General features: G+C 61.3%; 17 protein-coding genes. 5 read left to right on the top strand and 12 right to left on the bottom strand.

Annotation, left to right across the window (positions count from 1 at the left end):
- Nucleotides 1-52: 52 nt before the first annotated feature.
- Together ACX3M4_RS00205 and ACX3M4_RS00200 are read right to left on the bottom strand one after the other, a co-directional pair.
- Nucleotides 53-1,054, bottom strand: a complete 1,002-nt coding sequence (locus ACX3M4_RS00205) for a hypothetical protein (RefSeq protein ID WP_459356595.1) — start codon at nucleotides 1,052-1,054, stop codon at nucleotides 53-55.
- A gap of 184 nt (nucleotides 1,055-1,238) precedes the next feature.
- Nucleotides 1,239-2,210: an EF-hand domain-containing protein gene (locus ACX3M4_RS00200; RefSeq protein WP_459356594.1), complete on the bottom strand. Its 972-nt coding sequence runs from the start codon at nucleotides 2,208-2,210 to the stop codon at nucleotides 1,239-1,241.
- A 234-nt stretch (nucleotides 2,211-2,444) separates the two neighbouring features.
- Between ACX3M4_RS00200 and ACX3M4_RS00195 the strand changes: the two genes are divergently transcribed.
- The 3 genes from ACX3M4_RS00195 to ACX3M4_RS00185 all read left to right on the top strand — a co-directional run bounded on the left by ACX3M4_RS00195 (nucleotide 2,445) and on the right by ACX3M4_RS00185 (nucleotide 5,750).
- Complete coding sequence (locus ACX3M4_RS00195) at nucleotides 2,445-3,173, top strand: response regulator (protein ID WP_459356593.1); 729 nt, start codon at nucleotides 2,445-2,447, stop codon at nucleotides 3,171-3,173.
- Entirely contained in the window at nucleotides 3,170-4,615 is a 1,446-nt protein-coding gene (locus ACX3M4_RS00190) for an ATP-binding protein (RefSeq protein WP_459356592.1), read from the top strand. Before ACX3M4_RS00195 ends, ACX3M4_RS00190 begins: the two co-directional genes overlap by 4 nt.
- 649 nt (nucleotides 4,616-5,264) lie before the next feature.
- Nucleotides 5,265-5,750 (top strand): Hcp family type VI secretion system effector, encoded by a 486-nt coding sequence (locus ACX3M4_RS00185; protein ID WP_459356591.1) that lies wholly within the window; start codon nucleotides 5,265-5,267, stop codon nucleotides 5,748-5,750.
- Between the two features lie 144 nt (nucleotides 5,751-5,894).
- Here the strand turns inward: ACX3M4_RS00185 and ACX3M4_RS00180 are convergent, their stop codons facing one another.
- The 4 genes from ACX3M4_RS00180 to ACX3M4_RS00165 all read right to left on the bottom strand — a co-directional run bounded on the left by ACX3M4_RS00180 (nucleotide 5,895) and on the right by ACX3M4_RS00165 (nucleotide 7,989).
- Complete coding sequence (locus tag ACX3M4_RS00180) at nucleotides 5,895-6,317, bottom strand: (R)-mandelonitrile lyase (RefSeq protein ID WP_459356590.1); 423 nt, start codon at nucleotides 6,315-6,317, stop codon at nucleotides 5,895-5,897.
- A 74-nt stretch (nucleotides 6,318-6,391) separates the two neighbouring features.
- Nucleotides 6,392-7,303, bottom strand: coding sequence for a DMT family transporter (locus ACX3M4_RS00175; RefSeq protein ID WP_459356589.1), 912 nt, complete (start codon nucleotides 7,301-7,303; stop codon nucleotides 6,392-6,394).
- Between the two features lie 12 nt (nucleotides 7,304-7,315).
- Nucleotides 7,316-7,660, bottom strand: a complete 345-nt coding sequence (locus ACX3M4_RS00170) for an antibiotic biosynthesis monooxygenase family protein (RefSeq protein ID WP_459356588.1) — start codon at nucleotides 7,658-7,660, stop codon at nucleotides 7,316-7,318.
- The gene (locus ACX3M4_RS00165; protein ID WP_459356587.1) at nucleotides 7,657-7,989 is read right to left on the bottom strand and encodes an NIPSNAP family protein; all 333 of its coding nucleotides are present in this window, start codon (nucleotides 7,987-7,989) and stop codon (nucleotides 7,657-7,659) included. Before ACX3M4_RS00165 ends, ACX3M4_RS00170 begins: the two co-directional genes overlap by 4 nt.
- A 112-nt stretch (nucleotides 7,990-8,101) precedes the next feature.
- On the opposite strand from ACX3M4_RS00165, the gene ACX3M4_RS00160 reads away from it, so the two are divergent.
- Nucleotides 8,102-8,791 (top strand): ArsR/SmtB family transcription factor, encoded by a 690-nt coding sequence (locus ACX3M4_RS00160; protein WP_459356586.1) that lies wholly within the window; start codon nucleotides 8,102-8,104, stop codon nucleotides 8,789-8,791.
- 257 nt (nucleotides 8,792-9,048) lie between these two features.
- Complete coding sequence (locus ACX3M4_RS00155) at nucleotides 9,049-9,690, top strand: LysE family translocator (protein WP_459356585.1); 642 nt, start codon at nucleotides 9,049-9,051, stop codon at nucleotides 9,688-9,690.
- Nucleotides 9,691-9,817: 127 nt separating this feature from the next.
- Here the strand turns inward: ACX3M4_RS00155 and ACX3M4_RS00150 are convergent, their stop codons facing one another.
- The 6 genes from ACX3M4_RS00150 to ACX3M4_RS00125 form a co-directional block, all read right to left on the bottom strand.
- A complete protein-coding gene (locus ACX3M4_RS00150; protein WP_459356584.1) occupies nucleotides 9,818-9,961 on the bottom strand; it encodes a hypothetical protein in 144 nt (47 codons plus the stop codon).
- A 219-nt stretch (nucleotides 9,962-10,180) separates the two neighbouring features.
- The gene (metH, locus tag ACX3M4_RS00145; RefSeq protein ID WP_459356583.1) at nucleotides 10,181-13,909 is read right to left on the bottom strand and encodes a methionine synthase; all 3,729 of its coding nucleotides are present in this window, start codon (nucleotides 13,907-13,909) and stop codon (nucleotides 10,181-10,183) included.
- A gap of 77 nt (nucleotides 13,910-13,986) precedes the next feature.
- Nucleotides 13,987-14,271 (bottom strand): hypothetical protein, encoded by a 285-nt coding sequence (locus tag ACX3M4_RS00140; protein ID WP_459356582.1) that lies wholly within the window; start codon nucleotides 14,269-14,271, stop codon nucleotides 13,987-13,989.
- Between the two features lie 280 nt (nucleotides 14,272-14,551).
- Entirely contained in the window at nucleotides 14,552-15,466 is a 915-nt protein-coding gene (metF, locus tag ACX3M4_RS00135; RefSeq protein WP_459356581.1) for a methylenetetrahydrofolate reductase [NAD(P)H], read from the bottom strand.
- Nucleotide 15,467: 1 nt separating this feature from the next.
- The gene (locus ACX3M4_RS00130; protein ID WP_459356580.1) at nucleotides 15,468-16,478 is read right to left on the bottom strand and encodes an ArsR/SmtB family transcription factor; all 1,011 of its coding nucleotides are present in this window, start codon (nucleotides 16,476-16,478) and stop codon (nucleotides 15,468-15,470) included.
- Between the two features lie 333 nt (nucleotides 16,479-16,811).
- Nucleotides 16,812-17,681, bottom strand: a complete 870-nt coding sequence (locus ACX3M4_RS00125; protein WP_459356579.1) for a hypothetical protein — start codon at nucleotides 17,679-17,681, stop codon at nucleotides 16,812-16,814.
- Between the last annotated feature and the right edge of the window lie 7 nt (nucleotides 17,682-17,688).

Genomic DNA, 17,688 nt, shown 5'->3' with positions numbered 1-17,688 from the left:
GCGCGCGGCCTCGCGATGAGGTCGGGATAAAGGCCGAGCGGACGAAGTCCCGTCACCCCACTTTGTTCAGCAGAGGCCGCAGGGCTTCGTGAATGTCCGGGCTTTCCTGGCGGATGAAGCGCAAAAGAGCCCGCTCGTTGTCGTGCAGCACCCCGTCACGGCCGATCCGGTCCACCAGCCAGGCCGCCTCGTCCTCGGTAACGGTTTCGCTCCTTGCGATGTCCGCGCGCATGGCATCGCCCCTGGCCGCAAACGCGTCGGGCTGGTCTGCATAGGCTTCACGAACGGCTCCGGCGCCACCGCTGACCATTCTGTTGAAGAACCCGCGCAATCCGCCTTCGAACCCACCAGGCTGGTTGAGCCAGTCTTCCCGGGCAAGTGCGACCTGGCGCGAGGGCGGCGTGAAGCCGGACATGGCCATGATGTAGTTGCCGACCGCCTTGGCGAAGAGCTCCGACCAGGCCGCCGCGTTCTCGGCTTCCTTGGTGGCGTCGTTGAGGTCGAACAGAATTTCAGCTTCCTCGCGGGATATGGCGATGCCGCGGCTGCTCGCACCTGCATAAAGCACGCGGCGCAGGAGTTCCACTTCGCCGTCGGCGATGACACCTGGCTTCAGGCCAGCGCCGGAGCGGGTCACGCCCGTGCCGGATATGACGCTGTCGGCCACCGCCTTTAAAGCAAATTGCTGAATATTTTCAGGCGCCTGGCGTGCCTTTTCCAGGACATGTAGAACCGCGTCCAGTTCTGTCCGGGTACAGACACGGCCGGTCGCATTTACCTGTGCAATCAGCCAGGCGGCATTCTCCTCGGAAACATAGCCTTCCGGTTTTGATTGATGAACCAGAATATCGCCGATGGCCTCGGGAAAGAGATCATACCAGGTGTCGTGCATGTCGAGGCCGGCATTGTTCAGCCGGAACAGGGCTTCCCCCTCCTCAAGCGACACTGTCATGTCGATATAGATGTAGCGGCGCAGCGTGACGACGTCGTCCTCGCTGAGCTTTCCATCGGCAATCTTCGCGGCAACAAAATCGTGCAATGTCGGCTTGGCCATGCAATCCCCCATCAAAACAGCGAGGCGACTATCGCCGGAAATCCTTGAAATTCCCGTAACGCCTTCTTTTAACAAAAAAGGGAGCCGCGGGGGACGGCTCCCTTGGGTTTCCACGCCGCGAGCGGGCACTGGACGGCGGGGAAACAGCTCTCGTTGTCAGGACACGAGAGGATCTTTGTCAGGCTCAGCCGCGCTGGTGCTCGTGCTGGTGTTTGCCCTTGCCCTTGCCTTTGCCGTGATCACCTCTGTGACCGCTCTTGAAGTCGGCCTTGGTGATCACACCGTCCTTGTTGCGGTCGGCGCGTTTCAGCATGCGTTCCTGATGCGTTGCCTGCTCCTCGGCGGAGATGCCAAGGCTGCCGTCGGCATCGGCACGCTGGAACATGTTGACGATGCGGCCTTCATTGACTGCCAGCCACAGGGGGCCGAAGTCTTCCAGGGTGAAGGAACCGCTGCCGCTTGTGTCGGCCAGGGCAAAGAGTTCGGCGCGCTTGGCATCAAAATCTTCCCGGCTCACTTTCCCGTCACCGTCCGCGTCGAAGAGGCCGAGGAACATCCGGCCATGTCCCCTGGGACCGCCGCGCTCTCCGCGCTTGCCGTCTTTCCCGGCTTCCGGGCCCCGCACGCGCTCAACGGTACCGTTGCCGTCCCGGTCAAGCATGTTGAAGAGGCTGTTGGCGGCAAAATCCATCTCCGCCTGGCTCACGGTGCCGTCGCCATCCCGGTCCAGGAACTGGAACGCCCGCACCATCCGGTCGTTGGAGCGGTCGAGGAACGCAGCCTTGAATTCCTCAAGGCTGATTTCGCCATTGCCGTCCGTATCGGCTCCCGTGAAATCCTTCGTGCGGACTTCTTCGATTTCGACTGTAGTGATCACACCGTCCTCATTGACGTCGAAGCGCTCGAAGAGGCGTTCCGCACCCTTCCCGCCGCCCCGCGGACCGAAGCCATGCCCAAATCCGTGACCAAATCCATAGCCGGGACCGCCGCGCTCATCCATCTGCGCTAAACGCTGCCCGTCGGCCGCAAGTGTCTGTTGCCCCCCGTCCCCGGATGCAGCCGCATTCTGGGCGGACGCGGAGAGACCGGCTGTCAGCGCGGTACCCGCGACGGTCGCAGCCAGGGCGGCAATTGCAATCTTCCTGAACGGTTTCATTCCAACAACTCCTTGGTTCGTTGATGAGTTGAAGGTAAGCAGCAATTGTCGCAGGAATACCCGCCGATCCGGGTGCAAGTGTCGCCATCTGTCCCGGAATGCCCATGAGATACACATTGTTACAAGTTCGGCTCGCACGAGCGCACCGGGGAGATTATTTTGTCTGTAGAAACAACCGGATCATGCCGGCCTACGGGCTATTGAGCCGCTGGACCTGAAAACCTGGAGAATGACTTGAGCGATCCGAGCCCGCATATCCTGGTGGTGGACGATCACCGCGACATCCGCGAGACCCTGGCGCGCTATCTTGTAAAGAACGGCCTCAGGGCAACGGCGGCCGAGAATGCCGCCCACGCGCGCAAGGTCCTCAAAGCCGCGTCCATCGATCTGGTCGTGCTCGACATCATGATGCCGGGAGAGGACGGGTTGTCGCTCTGCCGGCATCTGGTGGAAACCGGCTCCATGCCCGTGATCCTTCTGACGGCCATGGCCGACGACACCGACCGGGTGATCGGCCTGGAGATCGGTGCCGACGACTATGTCACCAAACCCTTCAACCCTCGCGAGCTGCTGGCCCGTATCCGCGCCGTCCTGCGCCGCACCGCGCTGGTGCCGAAGGAACGCGACCCGATCGACCAGGACAGGCTCCATTTCGACGGCTGGGCGCTGAATGTCTCCCGCCGCGAATTGGAAGATCCGGAAGGCACGTCCGTCGCTCTTTCCAGCGGCGAGTTCCAGTTGCTCTGCGCCTTTCTGAAACGGCCGAAGATGGTGCTCAACCGCGACCAGCTGATGGACCTGACCACCGGCCGCACGCCCGCCGTCTTCGACCGCTCCATCGACAACCAGGTGTCGCGTCTGCGCCGCAAGATCGAGACCGACCCGAAGGACCCGAAGCTGATCAAGACGGTCTGGGGCGGCGGCTACATGTTCACCGCCGATGTGAAAGACGCCGCCGAATGAGCGAAACCTCCAAGATCCGGCACCGCCTGATGTCCCTGTGGCCGAGCACGCTCGCCTCGCAGCTGATTGTGCTGCTTCTGGCTGCCATCGTCGCCGCGCAGGCCTTCAGCATCTGGATCTTTCAGGACGAGCGCCGCATTGCGCTGGTGGCCGCGGCCAGGGACAGTCTGTTGTCGCGGGCAGTCTCGCTGGCTGACCTGATCGAAGATACGCCGCCGAACCTCCAGGAACGCGTCCTTCAGGCCAGCAGCACCCGCTTCGCGGTCTTCTGGCTGGGCGACACGCCGCTGGCGCCGACACCTGGAACCTCCCGCTTCGAACAGCGCCTGCAGGGCTATATGGCCGACCACCTGGAACACGGTCAGACAGTGCACCTGAACGTCCTTGCCGACGAGAAACGCGGCCCCCGCAGCCGGGACGCCGAGGAGAGCGGGCAGCCGAGCTGGCGCGACGTGCCCCGGCACGAACGGCCGCCGAACCTGCGCAAGATCATGAACAAGCCGGAGGACCTCTCCGTCTCGATCCGCATGACGGACGGCCGCTGGCTGAACGTCGCCACCAGCTACCGCCCGCCGGCCGGAGCCTATATTCCCCTGCTGGTACAACTGGCGCTGACCGCACTGCTGACGGTGCTGATCATCGGCTTTGCCGTGCGCCGGGCGACGCGGCCGCTGAAGCACCTTGCCGTGGCGGCCGAGAAGTTCGGGCGTGGCGAGGAACAGGAGCCGCTGAAGCCGAGCGGCCCGGCGGAAGTGCGCGCGCTGACCTCCGCCTTCAACGACATGCAGGACCGGCTGACACGTTTTGTCCGCGACCGTACCCGCATGCTGGCCGCCATCAGCCACGACCTCAGAACCCCGATCACTTCGCTACGCCTTCGGGCCGAGTTCATCGATGATGAGGAAAACCGCGAGAAGATGATCGAGACCCTGGACGAGATGGCGGCGATGACGGAAGCCACGTTGCGCTTTGCCCGCGACGAAGCCCAGGCGGAAAGCGCGGAAAACGCCGATCTCGGCGCCATCCTCGATGCGCTGGCCGGTGACCAGCAGGACCTCGGTCACGATTGCACTGTGGAGACGGAAGAGCGGATCGTGCTGCCGTGCCGCCCGGTGGCCTTGAAGCGCGCGCTGCGCAATCTCATCGAAAACGGCATCCGCTACGGCGATGGCGTTGCCATCCATGCTGCATCCGCTGCCGGCGAAGCCGTGATCCGCATTCGAGACAAAGGCCCGGGCATTCCGGAGGAACGCCTGACGGACGTCTTCGAACCCTTCGTCCGGCTGGAGGAATCCCGCAGCGAGGAAACCGGCGGCATCGGCCTCGGCCTTGCCATTACCCGGTCGATCATTCACGCCCATGGCGGCAGCATCGAACTCAGGAACCGGCCAGAGGGCGGCCTAGAAGCGGATGTCCGGCTGCCACTGGGAATGGGTAAATAAGCGGTTCCTGCCCTTGCCCGCCCTGGGGCGGCATGAGGACATATCAGCAAAAATCAGCGACTACGCCCGCTAGAACGGGAAGTCAATGTTCGCGCCATGCAAATTAAAGTGATATAGTTTAAAATAAAATTAGTGAAGGAAATAATTGTGATGCAAATCACTTTAGAAAATTTATAAAATATGTTTGTATTACTATGACAATTTGAAGGGATTTAATTTGGAATTAAATATCATTCAAGAGATCCTTACGTTATCAAATTCTCTGATGAATGGTGGATTCCAATAAGATATTCTTCAGATTAGACAGCACTTTTCAGTCATACGACTTCTGCAACGAAGCAATCGAGATGCCACATCCATCTGCCACTTCAGGCTGCGCCCTGAAGAGGGCAGCCCTACTCGAAAACTCAGTGCATCCAAGACCTAATCTCAAAAATCGAGCAGAAAGGCATAAACCAGACTCACAGAATCCCAGCAACGAACCGTTGCTCTTGCACGTGCCATCGGGCCATTGCGTTTGCCCGACTTGAGACTTGCCTCGCGACAAAGCGAGAAATGGCCGGCCTTGTGGGAACGACAACCAAACGAAAACTGCGCGTAACGACCGGGAAGACCCGGTCGGTCGCCTGAACAAACGAGGTTAAGTGACATGGCCGTAGATTTTTTTCTTGAACTCGAAGGCATCAAGGGCGAAGCCCAGGACAAGGCTCACAAGGACAAGATCGACGTGTTGTCCTGGTCCTGGGGCGCATCCCAGTCAGGCACGACACACATGGGTGGTGGTTCCGGCTCCGGCAAGGCCTATTTTCAAGACCTGAGCATCACAAAATTTGTCGATAAATCGACCCCGGTTCTGCTTCAGTATCTGTCTACCGGCAAGCATATCGCCAAGGGCACGCTGTTCGTACGCAAGGCAGCCGGCGACAGTCCGGTGGAGTATATAAAGGTCGAGATCAAGGATATTATCGTCACCAACGTTTCGACCGGCGGGAGCGGTTCCGACGACCGCATCACGGAAAGCTGCACCCTGAATTTCGGTGAGTACAAGTACATTTACACCGAACAGAAACCGGATGGCTCGAAAGGCGCGGCGCCGGAATTTGCCTGGGACATCGCGGCCAGTGAAAAGAAATGACATCAGCCGGACCCGTTTGCCGGACACCTTGTTGCGGCAATCGGGTTCAGCCACCTTTTGGATGGCTGATGGACTCCTTAATCTGATACCGGATACCCGCAACGGTCAGCCGAACGCCGAGCGTCCAACCTGGATGGAACCGAGCTAACGCCTTGCCTCGATGCCCCCGGCATAGGTGGCATCGTCCACCTCTTCCAGCCATTCGGCCGTGGCTCCGTCCAGTTCCTCCTGGATCGCCAGATGAACCAGCGACGTGTTCGGGCCGGCGCCGTGCCAGTGCTTGACGCCGGGCGGTATCCAGATCACGTCGCCTGGCAGGATCGACAGCTTGTTCTGACCCCAAAGATGTACGAATCCTGCTCCCTCCAGCACCTGCAGGGTCTGGCCGAGCGGATGGGTATGCCAGTGGGTTCTGGCCTTCGGTTCAAAGGTGACACGCAGAGCCCGGACACGCGCCGGTGCCGGAGCCTCGATCACGGGATCCTGCCACACCGTGCCGGTGAAATAATCCGGATTGGCGCGTCGCGATGGCCGGGATCCGGCCTCGAAAACGGTCAGGACACTCATGACACCTCCTGGATCAGCCATTGTTCGGGCAGCCACGTTCGGGTGGCCAGGTTCTGGCAGCCAGAAGCAGATTGTTACGAACCGGCTTCTGCCGCCAACCGCGGTTTTCGCTGTTGAGGCCAGTTGATCAGAACAACCCCGAAAATGGCAAGGCATATTCCGGCAAAAGTCTCCAGCGTCAGGCTTTCCGACAGAAACACCACACCCAGGAAAACACCGACACCGGAGCGAAGATATGCCTGGCTGGCCGTTCCCATGGGCCCAAGCGTGGACAGCAGCCGGAAATAGATCAGGAAGGCAAGCGCCGTGCAGGCAATGGAGAGCGTCAGCGCTGCGACGATGCCTGTCATGTCCGGCGTCAGCGTCCAGGGCCGGTCGAGGACCAGGCTTGCAGGGACAAGGACCGCCGATGCGCAAAGCAACGTACCAGTGGCGGTGACGATCGGCGGCCTTCCGGCAAAAAGCGGTCCGCGAAGGGCAGCAATGCCATAGAGCGCGGCGCCTGCCAGCACCACCAGCTGCGGCACAAGATTTTGGCCGATATCCTGGAGCGCACCGACGCCGACTATCAGCACGATGCCGCCGAAACCCAGCAGCGCGCCGGTCAGCTGCCGCGCTCCGGGCCGCTGCCCGCGCTGCAGCAACAGGAACGAAAAGGCGAAGACCCAGAGCGGCGACGTCGAATTGAGGACGCTGGAAACTGCGGATCCCGCGTATTGCTGCGCCCAGGCCAGCATCAGCCATGGGCCGGTGCTGTTGACCAGCGACTGGACGAAGAACAGCCGCCAGCTGTGGCCATCCACCGGCATGCGCATGCCGCGAGCGGTCATGATGGCCAGCAGCACAAGTGCGGCCAGAAAGACCCGGATCGCGATAAGCGTCGCCGGCGGGAAGGACGGCAAGGCGAGGCTGATCCACATGTAGGATGAGCCCCACAGCAGGGCGAGGACGCCGAGAAGCGTCAGTTCAAGGGTTCGGTTGGGCATGGTGGGTGCGGCTTATCCGTTCGCTTCGCGGCTGTCGGCGGGTGCTTCATCGCGATCGTTCAATCCGTAATCGCGCATCACGCCGGCAATGCGAAGCCTGTAATCCTTGAAGTAGCTGTTGCGCCCGGCCTTCTGCGCCTTGCGGTGCTGGGTCAGGCGGCGCCATTCGTCGAGCGCCGCCTCGTCCCGGAAAAAGGACAGGGAAAGAAGCTTCTCCGGATTGGTGAGGCTCTGGAAGCGCTCCACGGAAAGGAAGCCGTCGATCTTCTCGACCAGCGGCCGCATTTCGGCGGCCATGTCGAGATAGGCCTGTTTCTTGTCCGCATGCGGAATGACCTCGAAAATCACGGCAATCATTTGAAAATCTCTCCCTTGGCATGCGGTGCGGAAGCCAGTTTCAGGAAGGTGCGGTCTTCCCGCAAGATGAATTTCTCCTTCATGGCAAAGGCGTAGTTCTCCTGTCCCAGCGGGTCGGCCGCAAGCCGTGCCCGATAGGCCTCGTAGGCGGCGAGGTTTTCGATCGAATAGACACCGTAGGCGAGTGTCGTGGAGCCTTCATGCGGCGCGTAGTAGCCGATGAGATCGGCCCCGCAGCGCGGAATCGCCTGGCCCCAGTTGCGGGCATATTGCTCGAAGGCGGCACGTTTCGTCGGGTCGATGTGGTAGCGGATGAAACAGGTGATCATGTCCGGTCCTTGTTGAAGTCGATGGGTTGAAGTCGGTGGTCTTGATGGCCCCTCTGTGCCATGCTCCGCGACTGCAATGCTTCGATGTAGATCGAACCATGGGAGAGACCTGATGAAAGACGGACCGGACATCGCGCGCATCGGTGCACTGATGGGAGATCCCGCCCGCGCCAACATCCTGAGTGCGCTCTTGAGCGGCAAGGCGTTGACGGCAACGGAACTGGCAACGGAAGCCGGCATCACCGGCCCGACGGCAAGTTCGCACCTGAAGAAGCTGATGGAAGGCGGATTGCTGGCCCAGGCCAAGCAGGGCCGCCACCGCTACTTCACCCTCGCAGGGCCGGAAGTCGGTGCCGTGCTGGAAGCCGTGATGGGCCTGGCTGCCCGCAAGGGGCATCTGCGCACCCGCACCGGCCCGAAGGACCCGAAGATGCGCGCTGCCCGCGTCTGCTACGATCACCTGGCGGGCGACATGGCCGTCCGGATCTTCGACAGCCTGCAGGCGCGCAACTTCCTCGCCGTTTCCTCCGATACCGGCGGTCTTGCTCTGACGGAAGATGGCGAAGGTTTCGTCTCGGGCATCGGTATAGATCTCCCCTCCCTCACCGCCAACCGCCGGCCGATGTGCCGGGCGTGTCTCGACTGGAGCGAACGGCGCAATCACCTCGCCGGCAGTCTCGGTGCAGCCCTGCTGACGCGGTTCATGGAACGGAACTGGCTGCGCAGGGAAATCTCCGGCCGGATTGTGCACATTTCGCCGAAGGGCGAAACGGAACTGAGGAAGCTGTTTCCGGTCGGCTGACCACGGCTGACAAGCCTAACAGCCAAATTCCCCTCATCCTGAGGAGGACCTTCAGGTCCGTCTCGAAGGATGGGCGACACACTCAGGAGCAAGGGGCCCATCCTTCGAGACGCCGCTATCGCGGCTCCTCAGGATGAGGTTGCGATAGGGTGAACCTGCCGGAATTTGCGAAAAACGTCCATGCTTCGACCACGGACGAAGTAACGAGCAGGCCAACCTCATTAAGCTGGCGCAAGCGCCAACCGAAGGAGATTACGATGGACCAGTTCTCAACCTACCTGCCCGGCATACTGCTCGCCTACTCGGCTTTTCTCCTGGGCATCATCAGCCCCGGACCGAACGTTCTTGCGATCATGGGAACCGCCATGAGTGTCGACCGGAAGTCGGGCATGGCCCTGGCTTTCGGCGTCGCCTCCGGTTCCCTGACCTGGGCAACCTTGACCGTTCTCGGGCTGTCTGCTCTGCTTGCCACCTTTGCGGCGGCGCTAACAGTGATCAAGATCGTCGGCGGGCTTTACCTGCTTTGGCTCGCCTTCAAGGCCTTCAAGGCGGCGCGGTCGGCACAGGAAACCGAGGCACGGGAACTTGCGGGCGGCAGGCGCACGGCTTTCGGCTACATGATCCGCGGCTATACCGTCCAGATGACCAACCCGAAGGCGGCGCTTGCCTGGATTGCCGTCGTCTCGCTCGGCATGCAGCAGGACGCCCCCTGGTGGGTCGGAGCCGTTATCGTCCTTGGCACGTTCCTGCTCTCGGTGGTGATTCACCAGCTCTACGCCATCGCCTTTTCCAGCGCGGTTATGGTCGGGCTCTATGCGAGAGCCCGGCGGAGCATCCAGGTTCTGCTCGGTTGCTTCTTCACCTTTGCCGGCGTGAGGCTCCTCCTCAGCCGCACCTGACCGATGCCAACAAAAAACCCGGCCAGGGCCGGGTTTTGTCGAGTGGGTGGGCAGGCGCCCGGGGCAATCGAGACGCCTTTGGTCTGTTGTTGTTGTTTTTTGGGGCCAAATCGGGTTGGGGCCCGGCTCAGGCAGCCTTCGAGGCTTCCTGATTTCTTGGTTTTGCTTCGCGCCAGGAGCGATAGAGCCGCGACGGCAGCCACGCGAGGCGGTCCCGGTTGTAGTCCTGGCGATGCTGAACCAGAAAAATTCTAGCGATTTGCACAGTCATGTTTTTCTCCTTTGGCAGGTACAGATCGTTTGCTGCAACCGCCTTATGAGACTCATATTAGCGCACTGCGTGCACATTACAAGGGTGCACATTGTGCATATTCTCAAAAAAATGTGTTAGTTTCCTTACGTCATTTATTTTGATCGAAAAAATAAAAGGCCTCCCGTGGATAACGCACGGGAGGCCGGTCGGTTCCGGGACTTTAGGGAGAGGTCGGGCCTACTCGGCGGCCTCCATCCGGGCCGGATCGTAGTTGAGGATGGGTGCCAGCCAGCGCTCCGCGTAACCGAGGTCCCATCCCTTGCGCAGCGCATAATCCTCCACCTGGTCCTTCTCGATTTTGCCGACGCCGAAATAGTGGCTGTCCGCATGGCCGATATAGAGACCGGAGACGGACGAGCCCGGCAGCATTGCCCGGCTTTCGGTCAACTGAATGCCCGTCAGGCGCTCCGCATCGAGCAGGCGGAAGAGCGTGTCCTTTTCCGTGTGGTCCGGCTGGGCAGGATACCCGGCTGCCGGGCGGATGCCCTGATACTTCTCGCCGATAATATCGTCGACCGACAGGTTTTCGCCCGCCGCGTAGCCCCAGAGATCCTTGCGAACGATCTGATGCAGCTTCTCGGCAAAGGCTTCCGCCAGCCGGTCAGCCAGCGCCTGGGAGAGGATTTTGTTGTAGTCGTCTCCCGCCCGTGCATAGCGCGCCGCCAGCTCGTCCTCGCCATGGCCTGCAGTCACGGCAAAGCCGCCGATCCAGTCGGCGATGCCACTGTCCGCCGGCGCGACGAAATCGCTGAGGGCGACGTTTGCCCGTCCACCTGCCGTCCGGCTCATCTGCTGGCGCAGCGTGTAGAAGGTTGCCATCGTCTCCGACCGGCTTTCGTCGGTATAGAGGCGAATGTCGTCTCCAACCGCGTTTGCCGGCCAGAGGGCCGCAATGCCCCTGGCGGTCAGCAGCTTCTTCTCCACGATTTCGTCCAGCATGCGCCTTGCGTCGTCATAGAGCGCTTTCGCGGCCGGTCCGTAGCGGTTGTCGGTCAGGACTGCCGGATAACGGCCCTTGATTTCCCAGGTGGCGAAGAACGGCGTCCAGTCGATGACCGGGACCAGCTCTTCCAGCGGGAAGTCTTCAAACACTGTCGTGCCCGGCTTTTTCGGTGCCACCGGCGGCTTGTCAGCGAAGTCCGCTTTGAAGGCGTTCTCCCGCGCCACCTTCAGCGGCGTGCGCTGCTGGGCACCGCGGCCGGCTGCATGCTTTTCGGCAATGTCCGCATATTCGGCGCGCACATCGGCAAAGTAGGGTGCGCGGCCGCCTTCGCTCATCAGTTTGGAGGCAACGCCGACCGCCCGGCCCGCATCGGTGACGTAGATCGCCTGGCCGCGGGCATAGTTCGGGTGGATCTTTACCGCCGTATGGATCTTGGACGTTGTCGCCCCGCCGATCAGCAGCGGCACATCGAGGCCCTCGCGTTCCAGCTCGGCGGCGACATGGCACATTTCATCGAGCGAGGGCGTGATCAGGCCGGACAGGCCGATCATGTCGACTTTCTCTGTCTTGGCGGTTTCCAGGATCTTTGCCGCCGGTACCATCACGCCGAGGTCGATCACCTCGAAGTTGTTGCACTGGAGCACGACGCCGACGATGTTCTTGCCGATATCATGGACGTCGCCCTTGACGGTCGCCATCAGGATCTTGCCGGCGGAAGACTGGCCCGTGAGGCCCTGCTCCTCCTTTTCCTTTTCCATGAAAGGCATCAGATAGGCGACCGCCTTCTTCATGACGCGGGCGGACTTCACCACCTGCGGCAGGAACATCTGGCCCGAGCCGAAGAGATCGCCGACAACATTCATGCCATCCATCAGCGGGCCCTCGATCACATGCAGCGGCCGGTCGAAAGCCTGGCGGGCTTCTTCCGTGTCCTCGACGACGTAATCGTCAATGCCATGGACGAGCGCATGTTCAATCCGCTTGGCGACACCCCAGGTGCGCCAGGTGAGATCCGCTTCCCGCTTCTTGCCGCCCTCGCCTTTCCAGCGTTCGGCCGCTTCAAGCATCCGGTCGGTGGAATCCGCGCGGCGGTTCAGCACCACGTCCTCGCAGAGGTCGCGCAGTTCCTGGTCGAGATCGTAATAGACCGCAAGCTGGCCGGCATTGACGATGCCCATGTCCATGCCGCGCTTGATGCAGTGATAGAGGAACACCGAATGCATCGCCTCACGGACCGCCTCGTTGCCGCGGAAGGAGAAGGAGAGGTTCGAGACGCCGCCCGACACATGGGCATGCGGCAGGTGCTCACGGATCCAGCCCGTCGCCTCGATAAAGTCGACACCGTAATTGTTGTGTTCTTCGATGCCGGTCGCGACCGCGAAGATGTTCGGGTCGAAGATGATGTCTTCCGGCGGGAAGCCGACCTTTTCCGTCAGCACCTTGTAGGAGCGCGCACAGATTTCCGTCTTGCGCTGGAACGTGTCTGCCTGGCCCTTTTCGTCAAAGGCCATCACCACCACGGCCGCGCCGTAGCGGCGAACCAGCCTGGCATGCTTGATGAATTCCTCTTCGCCCTCTTTCAGCGAAATGGAGTTCACCACGCCCTTTCCCTGGATGCATTTGAGGCCCGCCTCGATGACCGTCCATTTGGAGCTGTCGATCATCACCGGCACCTTGGCAATGTCCGGTTCCGCGGCCACAAGGTTCAGGAAGGTGACCATGGCGGCTTCGGAATCGAGCAGGCCCTCGTCCATGTTGACGTCGATGATCTGGGCACCGTTTTCCACCTGCTGGCGGGCAACGTCGAGCGCGGCGGAGTAATCGCCCTCCTTGATCAGCTTCCGGAATTTTGCCGAGCCGGTGACGTTGGTGCGCTCGCCCACATTGACGAAGTTGGTTTCCCTGGTGACGACAAACGGCTCCAGGCCCGACAGGCGCATGTGGATGTCGATTTCCGGAATTTCGCGCGGCTTCTTATCCGCAACCGCCTCGGCGATCGCCCGGATGTGGGCCGGCGTGGACCCGCAGCAGCCGCCGACGAAATTGACGAGACCGGCCGCCGCGAATTCGCCGACAAGCGCCGCCATCTGCGCCGGGCTCTCGTCATATTCGCCGAATTCGTTGGGAAGACCGGCATTCGGATAGGCGCAGACCAGCGTGTCGGCGACACGGCCGAGTTCGTCGATATGAGCGCGCATTTCCTTCGCGCCGAGAGCACAGTTGAGGCCGATGGTCAGCGGGTTCGTATGGCGTACCGAGTTCCAGAAGGCTTCCGGCGTCTGGCCGGACAGCGTACGGCCGGACAGGTCGGTGATCGTGCCGGAGATCATCACCGGCAGAAGTTTGCCGTTTTCCTCGAACACTTCGTCGATGGCAAAGAGCGCCGCCTTGGCATTCAGCGTATCAAAGATGGTTTCCACAAGGATGATATCGGCACCGCCAGCGATCAGGCCGCGCACGGCCTCCGCATAGGCAATACGAAGATCGTCAAAGGAAACAGCGCGATACCCCGGATTGTTCACATCCGGCGAGATGGATGCGGTCCGGTTGGTCGGGCCAAGGGCACCGGCGACGAAGCGCGGCCGGGACGGATCCCGTGCGGTGACGCGGTCGCAGGCTTCCCGCGCCAGCCTGGCGCTTTCCAGGTTCAGTTCATAGGCCAGTTCTTCCATGCCGTAATCGGCCTGGGCGATGGTCGTCGACGAGAAGGTGTTGGTCTCGATGATATCCGCGCCGGCTTCCAGGTAATCGACATGGATCTGCCGGATGGCGTCCGGCTGGGTCAGGCTGAGGAGGTCGTTGTTGCCCTTCACATCGCTCGGCCAGTCCTTGAAGCGTGCGCCGCGATAGGCGGCTTCATCGAGCTTCAAGAGCTGGATTTCCGTGCCCATGGCACCGTCAAGCACGAGAATACGGGTCTTGGCGAGGTCACGGAGGCGCTCGAAGGCGTCTGACTTGATCACGGGTGTTTCCTTCCGGAAATTTCTATTGTTTTACCGGCACATGCCGGAGTGAAGTCAATTCAGGACCGGCAGCAGCGTTAGCTGTCCCGGTCGGTGTCGTTGTAGGAGGCGTCCCAGAATTTGGTCCTTGTGTGGACCTCGTCCTCGGTCGGCTGCCAGTCCGCGCCGCGGGCCTGGAAGACGGCAAGAAGCCCGAGAATTTCCAGAGCCGAATGGCCGCGGAGTTCGTGGTTCCCGTCCGTTGCAACGATGAGACGGGTCCTGTCACCGCCCATGTCGACAACATGAAGTTCGAAGCCCTGTTCCCGCAGCACCGCAAAGGCGGTCGTCTCGATATTATCGGCAGTGCTTAACTTGATCATGTCGCTCCGCGTCCTGCGTCGTTCCGGCCTGATGCCTAATCTTTTGGAGCGAGGGTCATTTCGGCTGCGCCGATTACCCCCTTCCCTAACCCTTCCCCACAAGGGGGAAGGGAATTCTGCTCCGCCGTGCCGCACACCCTGCATCCCCGTCGTAGCAATCGGGCATGGCGGCTCTGCATTTGTGGCCCGTCCCCTCCCCCTTGTGGGGAGGGGCTAGAGGTGGGGGTTCACTTTCAAACCAAAGCTATGCACCTTGATCATTGCCCCCAAACAGAGCTCTTCAGGCCGCCAGGGTTTCCTTCGTCTCGGGCTTTCCCATGCCGAGCATGTGGCAAATGGCGTAGGTCAGGTCGGCGCGGTTCATGGTGTAGAAGTGGAAGTCGTTGATGCCGCGGTCGACCAGGTCCATCACCTGCTCGCAGGCAACGGCGACGCCGACGAGCTTGCGGGTTTCGGGATCATCCACGAGACCCGAGAACCGGCGTGCCAGCCACTGCGGGATCGAGGTGCCGCATTTGGCGGAAAAGACCATGGTCTGCTCGAAATTGTGGATCGGCAGGATGCCCGGGATGACCGGAATGTTGATGCCGGCGGCCGCGATGCGGTCCAGGTAGTCGTCGAAAAGATCGTTGTCGAAGAAATACTGGGTGATGATCCGGTCCGCGCCCGCATCCACCTTGCGCTTCAGATTGTCGATCTCGCTCTGCCAGTTGCCACTTTCCGGGTGTCTTTCCGGATAACCGGAAACGGAAATGTCGAAATTGGCGATCTTCTTGATCCCTGCGACAAGGTCGGACGCATAGGCGTAGCCGCCGTCATGCGGCACATAGCGCGAGCCGATACCGGTGAGCGGATCGCCGCGCAGGGCCACCAGATGGCGAACGCCGAGGTCCCAGTAGTCCCTGACGATGGCATCGACCTCTTCGCGCGCCGCACCGACACAGGTCAGGTGCGCGGCGGGCGCCAGATCGGATTCCTTCAGGATCCGCTCGACGGTGCGATGGGTGCGCTCGCGCGTGGAGCCGCCTGCCCCATAGGTGACGGAGACGAAGGACGGGCTGAGCGGCGCCAGCCGCTGGACCGTCTGCCACAGGGTCTCGGCCATCTTGTCGGTCTTCGGCGGAAAAAACTCGAACGACGCCGTGATCGGCGACGGAGCGGCCTGATGTGACCGGCGGTTGTTGTTGTCAGTCATATTAAGCGACCTCTCGGGACGTGTCTCGGGCAGGCAGGTCGGTGACGATACGGCGGTCACGCGCAAGCCAAAGGGTTACGGTCAGGTTGGTGTCGTTGCCGTCGCCCGGAACCAGATCGGTCACCTGTTCCAGGTCCAGGTCGAGTGCTTCCAGCCAGCGTTCCATCTGGTCATGGGCAAAGCCCAGACGGCGATGCGCGTGCTTGTCGCGCAGGAACTCCAGCTGGTGTGGAGCAAAATCGATGATCAGCAGGCGCCCGCCGGGACGCAGGGCTCGGGCAGCTTCGTTGAGCGCCCGTGCCGGTTCGTCCAGGAAGTGCAGCACCTGGTGGATCGTCACCACGTCGAAGGAACGCGGCGGCACGTTGAGCGCATAGACGTCGCCATGGCGCACCTGGGCATTGCTGAGGCCCGCCTTGGCAAGGTTGGCACGGGCGACCGCGAGCATGTCATGCGAGGCATCGACGCCGAGCGCGGAGGCATACTGGCCGGCGAAGACTTCCAGCAGGCGGCCGGTGCCGGTGCCCAGATCCAGAAAGGACTGGAACGGCTTGTCGCCCAGCGCCTTGCGCATGGCTGCCTCGACATCTGCCTCGGAGACATGCAGCGATCGCTCGCGGTCCCAGGAGAGCGCGCGGGCGGCAAAATAGGCGGCGGCCTCGTCTGCCTTGGCCTTGCGGATCGCCTGGAAACGTTCCTGGTCGGCGGCTAGTACCGGATCTTCTCCTGAAATCCGCGCCACCAGATCCCGCGCAAGCTGGCCTTCGGGGCCGTCGGCGAGACGGTAATAGACCCAGGAGCCTTCCGGGAAGCGCTGGATGAGATCGGCTTCGGCAAGAAGCTTCAGATGACGCGAGATACGCGGCTGGCTCTGGCCGAGGATCGCCGTCGCATCCTTCACGGTCAGCTCGCTCTCGGCCAGCAGCGCGATCAGGCGCAGGCGCGTCGTCTCCCCGACGGCTCTGAGAGCGGCCAGCGTGTCGTCCACGGAAAGGGTCTGTTCTTCGATCATCTGCTTCGCCATCAATGTCGATATAAAGATATCTTTATATCAATCCAAAAGCCGATGCAAGCGATCAAAACAAATGCGACACGGTTTTGTCGGGATTCGTCGGAACCCACTTTAAAGACAGCAGAGGTCGGCAGACAGCACCGACAAGGCACAAGTCTGCCTTCTCTCTGGGGAAAGTGCGAGTTTCGCGCACCGGATCGAAAAGCGGACGCATATCTCCAGCGACGTTTGGGCGCGTTCAACCTCCTCCGATGACCATGACGATCGAACCGGAGAGAACGACAAATCAGCAATATCGGGGAAGCCTGACGGTCGAAGGACAGACGCTGCCGCCTAACCTTCTGCGGCACCTGCCGCCAGCATGTGATCGAACCTGCCTTCGTGGACACAGGCCGGCAGGCTGTCGCTTGAGATCAGCTCCGTGCCTGTGAGTTCCCGCTCATAGAGGCGCTTGATATCGCTGGTGTCGACTGTCTGGCCATGCACAACGGAATTCAGCTTGGTGCGGAAGGCTTCCAGGCCGCCCATGGAAGAGAAGTGCCAGCCTGCGCCGGCGAGGATCTTCACCGGACGGCTGATCCCCGTCAGGTTGTTGTTGCGGATCCTCAAGAGCGGCTGCGTCAGAAAATCCGGTACATATGGCTTCTTTGTCATCCGCGCCTTGGTCCGGCGCAGCTGCTGCGGTGTCGTCAGGTATTTTCTCTCAATCATCCTGGAGCCGAGCAGCCAGGTCTTGCCCGGCACGATCCGGTCGAGATGGTGCTTGTGCAGGCTCTGTTCGAAGACCAGCAGCCGGCCCTTGTAGGCCCGGTCGTTCAAGACACGCTCCAGCACATCGGACCGAACGATCTCGTCGACATCCGACAGCAGGACCAGGTCGTCCGGCGCACAGGTTTCCAGCGCCCGGCCGATGCAGTTGCGCTGGTAGTTCTCGCGTTCCCAGTCCTTCTTGCGACGGTTCTTGTAAACCCCGAGTGCGGGCGGCAATGCGTCCGGAAACGCCACCTGAAGGTCGATGATCTTGTCCGCCCAGGGCGCGAAACGCTCGCGGTTTTCGGCAAAGTAGTAAGGCTTCGCACCACCGCGCTGGGTCTGGTTGGCCTCCACCAGAACGAAATGATCGACATGGCCGCCCATTTCCCGCAGGCGGATTTCCAGGAGGTCGAATTCGTTGTGAAAGACGAAGCAGTCAAACAATTTCATGGGAGTT

The sequence above is a fragment of the Roseibium sp. M-1 genome (assembly GCF_054515675.1).
Note: the sequence above shows the minus strand (reverse complement) of the source record. Positions and strands in the feature narration are given on the sequence as shown.